Below are 3,791 nucleotides of genomic sequence, written 5' to 3'. Positions count from 1 at the left end.
AGTTTCATTTAAAAACACCCCAAAAGTTAGATTTTTTCTGTCTAACTTTTGGGGTCAGTACACCTAGGCTCTTTTATTATTCTGTCGTTAATTCCTTCTGGGCTTCCTTGCCTTGGTCCAACAGGGCTTGGATAATCTTTTGATCACGCAGTTTGACAGAGTTGTTGATGGTCTCTGCAGACTGGATAACAGTGGCTTCTAGCAGAGCGCGTTTTTCCCGCCCTTTATCAATAGCTTCGATAATGCCTTGGTTTTGTGCGACAAGGCTTTCTGCCAGCTTAGTGACAGACTCAACAGCGATAGTAGGACTTTGAGAAATCCGCTCCAGCTGAGGAATGACTTCCTTGCTCGTTTCGGCGAGCATTTGCAGGGCAGCGTTATTCGCATTAGAGATAGCGTCAGCTACCTGACCAGACTTCATGGATTGCTGGAGGATGCCTAACTGGGCGATAGACAGTTTCATCGTTGGAATGGTATTTCGGCGGAGCATTCCTAGCTTCTGGCGCATATCAGAGGAAACCTTGACCAGATTACGCATTTGAGGAGTTGTCGCCCAAGCCACATAGAGACGGCTGACATATTCAGTGTGTTGCTGCTCTAGGGTATTAACCACCTCTGTCATTCGAGCTAATTCTTGCGATTTGACTTGGTAGTCAACGGTTGTCATATCTAGCTGAGCAACTTCAGCCTGCAGCTTGAGCGCTCGATTGCCAGATTCTTGCTGAGCAGCTTCGATAAAGGAAATAACTCCGACTAGGTTTTCAATTGATTTGGTATTATCTTCAATCAGCATTTCAGCAGAAACAATATTGCGAGCCAGAACATCTTCTTGTTTGACGACTGTTGCAGCCATGCCGTCCATTTTCTGCTCAATATTTTGTGAGTCGAAATAGAATTCTTGAAGAGTGTTTTTGCTCTGTTTGAAGAGTTTTTCCAGGAAATTAGGCTTCTTGTCCAGTTCTGCTACTTGAGCATCCTTGTATTTTGCGACAAAGCCATTGAGTTCTTTATTGGTATTTTTTAAAAGCTCATCTACCTGAGGAATTTGTAATTTTTTCTGCTCGGCTAAGATACGATTGACAGTACCGTTGACCTCTTCTACAGCAGATTGGCCAAAGTCCAGCAAGGCATTTTGGTCTGATACGAAGTTATCCACCAGCTGCGGAGCTTTAGCTGTAATCGCACTCTGTTGCTCAGGAGTCAGCTTTTCCAGAAAAGTTAGCTGACCATTTTCTTGAGTCGTGTTGGCTTCGATGATTTCTGTTGTTTTGTCACTTTTGCTGATAGCATTATTGGCAATTTTATCAATATCAAAATTAAATTCTTGGCTCATAGTTTCTCCTTTAGTTTATATAGCTTAAAGGCCGGTGTCTGTGTGCTTTTCTTTATCTAAGATACGCAGGCTAATGTCAAAGTCCCTCAAATCAGCTTCATTTAACTGGCGCAGCGCTTCGTCTAGGTCCAAGTCAAACTGCTCGATGGCTGCTTTGGCCTTGGCTAGCCGCTCCTCTGCATTGTAAAAATCTTTGGGAGAAGCTTTGATTTTGAGGTAGCCTTCTAAAATATCTTCGTAGTGCTCCATCTGGGACTGATGAATGGCAGTCAGCTCTTCCTTATTGTTGCTTTCAGATTGAGAGATTTTTTGAAGAATGGCCTCATGGTCAATCTGAATATTGTGAACCGTAGCGACCAATTCTGGGGCTAGCTCTTCTAGACTAGTTTTCTTAGGCTGCGCTTCTTTTCGTTTTTTCTCTCGTTCAATCTTTCTCAGTTGTTCATCAATTTCATCGGTTACAGTACGAATTTTGGTTTGGATTCGCTGGTAGACTGAAGCAGGAATTTCTCCCTGTAGGTCGTTAGCAGCATTTTTGATATAGGTTAGCTGGGGAAGAATTTCTAGAGCTAAATTCTGATAGCTTTCTTGGTCCCCATCTTCTTGGTAGGCTTCCAATTTTTTTATGCGGCGGTCAGCCTGACCAATTTCTGATTTCAAATCTTCAATCCGGCCAATGCTGGCTTGTTTAGCTTCAATCCGAACTTTTTTCTGGCTTTGGTGGCGATAGATTCCGTAGCCAATAGCTCCCAGAATAGCTATGGGAATTAGATAGCTGGCTACAGCTCCAGAACCAAATACAAATACAAGTATCCAAATCCAGCTAAACCATTCTGGTTGCTGGTTGGAATCATCATTTCTCCTCGACATGGACGTTTCTCTTTCTTCTCAATGTGATATCTCTATTTTAACATAAAAGCTGGTTTTTGAAGGATAAAGATTGAAATGATTTTATATATTGAGACCATTTTTTATATTTACTTAATTCAGCAAGGCATTTGCTTCCTCTCAATAAAGCAAGCGTTGTTTCTAGAACGAAAGCTTCTTCGTTTGTCTCAAGTATTCAAACAAAAATCGCAAGGAATTCCCTGCGATTCGTATATTATCAGTCCATTTCTGGGAAAAGTTTGGCTAGTATTTTAGGGGTGATGCTTTGTCCCGGTCCCTCAGCACAATAGGTGTGCATATACATAGAGGGGTTGAAGTTGAGCTCGATGCAGGTGCAGTTGGGATTTTCCTTTGTGGAAATAGCAGAGCTGTCAGGGATGATTAGGTCAACGCCACAAGCCCAAGCTCCCATAGCCTTTGCCATGTCTGCAGCAAGTTCCTTATAAGACGGGTGCATGCTGTCTGTGACATCAATCGAGTCTCCGCCGGTAGAAATATTGGAATTGCGTCGTAAGTCAACCTTGACCCCAGCAGGTAGAATATCATCTGGTCCATAGCCTTGCTGGTCCAGCATAAGCAGTTCAATGTCCCCCAGTTCAATGATTTCGAGTGGTGAACGATGGTCTCGCCCGCGCAGAGGATTGTCATTTTTGATGGCAACCAATTCTCTCACAGTATGCTGACCGTCTCCGACGACATTGGCTGCTACTCGCAAGAGGACTGCCTCACACTGACCGTCTAAGACAAAGAAGCGGTACTCCGTTCCAGCGATGAATTCCTCCACCAAGACGGCAGCGTCTTCTGAAAAAGCAATTTCCAAAGCTTTGCGGTAGGCTTCTAGGCTAGCTGGTTCTTGGAAGATGGAGATGCCCAGTCCGAAGTTGGTTGACTTAGGTTTGACAACAATTTGTCGGTTCTTAATCAAAGGGTAATAGGCCAGTCCCTCTTCAAGAGAAGAAAATTCTGATCCAGCTGGAACGGGAAAGTCAGCTGCAGCCAAAATCTTTTTGGTGACGGTTTTATTGGCCATAGCCAGAGGAATGACATAGTTATCCTTGGAGGTCATATTGCCGTTCTTGACATATTCCACATGGTGACCATGCCAAAGCTTGAGAAATTGGTCATTTTCATCTAAAATTTCGACATTCAGACCCTTCTGAATGGCATCAAAGAGTAGCATCTGGGTGGACAGTTCCATATTTTCGTAGCCTTTGAGGGCATAAGGAGCAGTCCAAGCATAGCGGTGATATTCCTCTGCTTTTTCTAGCCCAAAGGCCATTAAGGAATCCTGATGAATATAAGGTAGGAGCTGGCCAGATAGGGTTAGCTGAGGATTCAGAAGTGCCTCCTTAAGCTGCTTAAGCAAGGTCTGGTAGTATGTCGGCAGTTCAAAATGCTGGATGAGCTCTTCCATAGCTTGAAGAAGGGCTGAGCTGTCTGCCTCATCTGGCAGGGCAGTCAGCGGGTGGCTACAAGCAATTTTTTGGTTTAAGTCGTGGGCAGCTTTTAATGCCGTATCAACATTTTCTACATCATCTAGCCAGAGCAGGCTCAGTAAAAAGAGATGGAC

The 3,791-nt window shown here is 43.9% G+C and carries 3 protein-coding genes; all 3 read right to left on the bottom strand.

Features of this window, described 5'->3' with window-relative positions; all coding sequences use genetic code 11:
• Positions 1-76: 76 nt before the first annotated feature.
• Entirely contained in the window at positions 77-1,333 is a 1,257-nt protein-coding gene (locus tag QZ169_RS11420) for a toxic anion resistance protein (RefSeq protein WP_002907849.1), read from the bottom strand.
• A gap of 24 nt (positions 1,334-1,357) precedes the next feature.
• On the bottom strand, positions 1,358-2,203 hold the full coding sequence (locus tag QZ169_RS11415) for a hypothetical protein (RefSeq protein WP_295507143.1): 846 nt from the start codon (positions 2,201-2,203) through the stop codon (positions 1,358-1,360).
• A 235-nt stretch (positions 2,204-2,438) separates the two neighbouring features.
• The coding region (gene gshAB, locus QZ169_RS11410; RefSeq protein WP_295507141.1) for a bifunctional glutamate--cysteine ligase GshA/glutathione synthetase GshB at positions 2,439-3,791 on the bottom strand (1,353 nt) is incomplete at its 5' end.

This window comes from uncultured Streptococcus sp. (genome assembly GCF_905372115.1).
In the GTDB taxonomy this organism is placed as follows: Bacteria; Bacillota; Bacilli; order Lactobacillales; family Streptococcaceae; genus Streptococcus.
This window is presented reverse-complemented; position numbering and strand designations above follow the sequence as displayed.

Bases quoted from the DNA above. Each gene is read 5' to 3' on its own strand.
- QZ169_RS11415 (WP_295507143.1), bottom strand. From the start codon at position 2,203: ATGTCGAGGAGAAATGATGATTCCAACCAGCAACCAGAATGGTTTAGC.
- QZ169_RS11420 (WP_002907849.1), bottom strand. From the start codon at position 1,333: ATGAGCCAAGAATTTAATTTTGATATTGATAAAATTGCCAATAATGCT.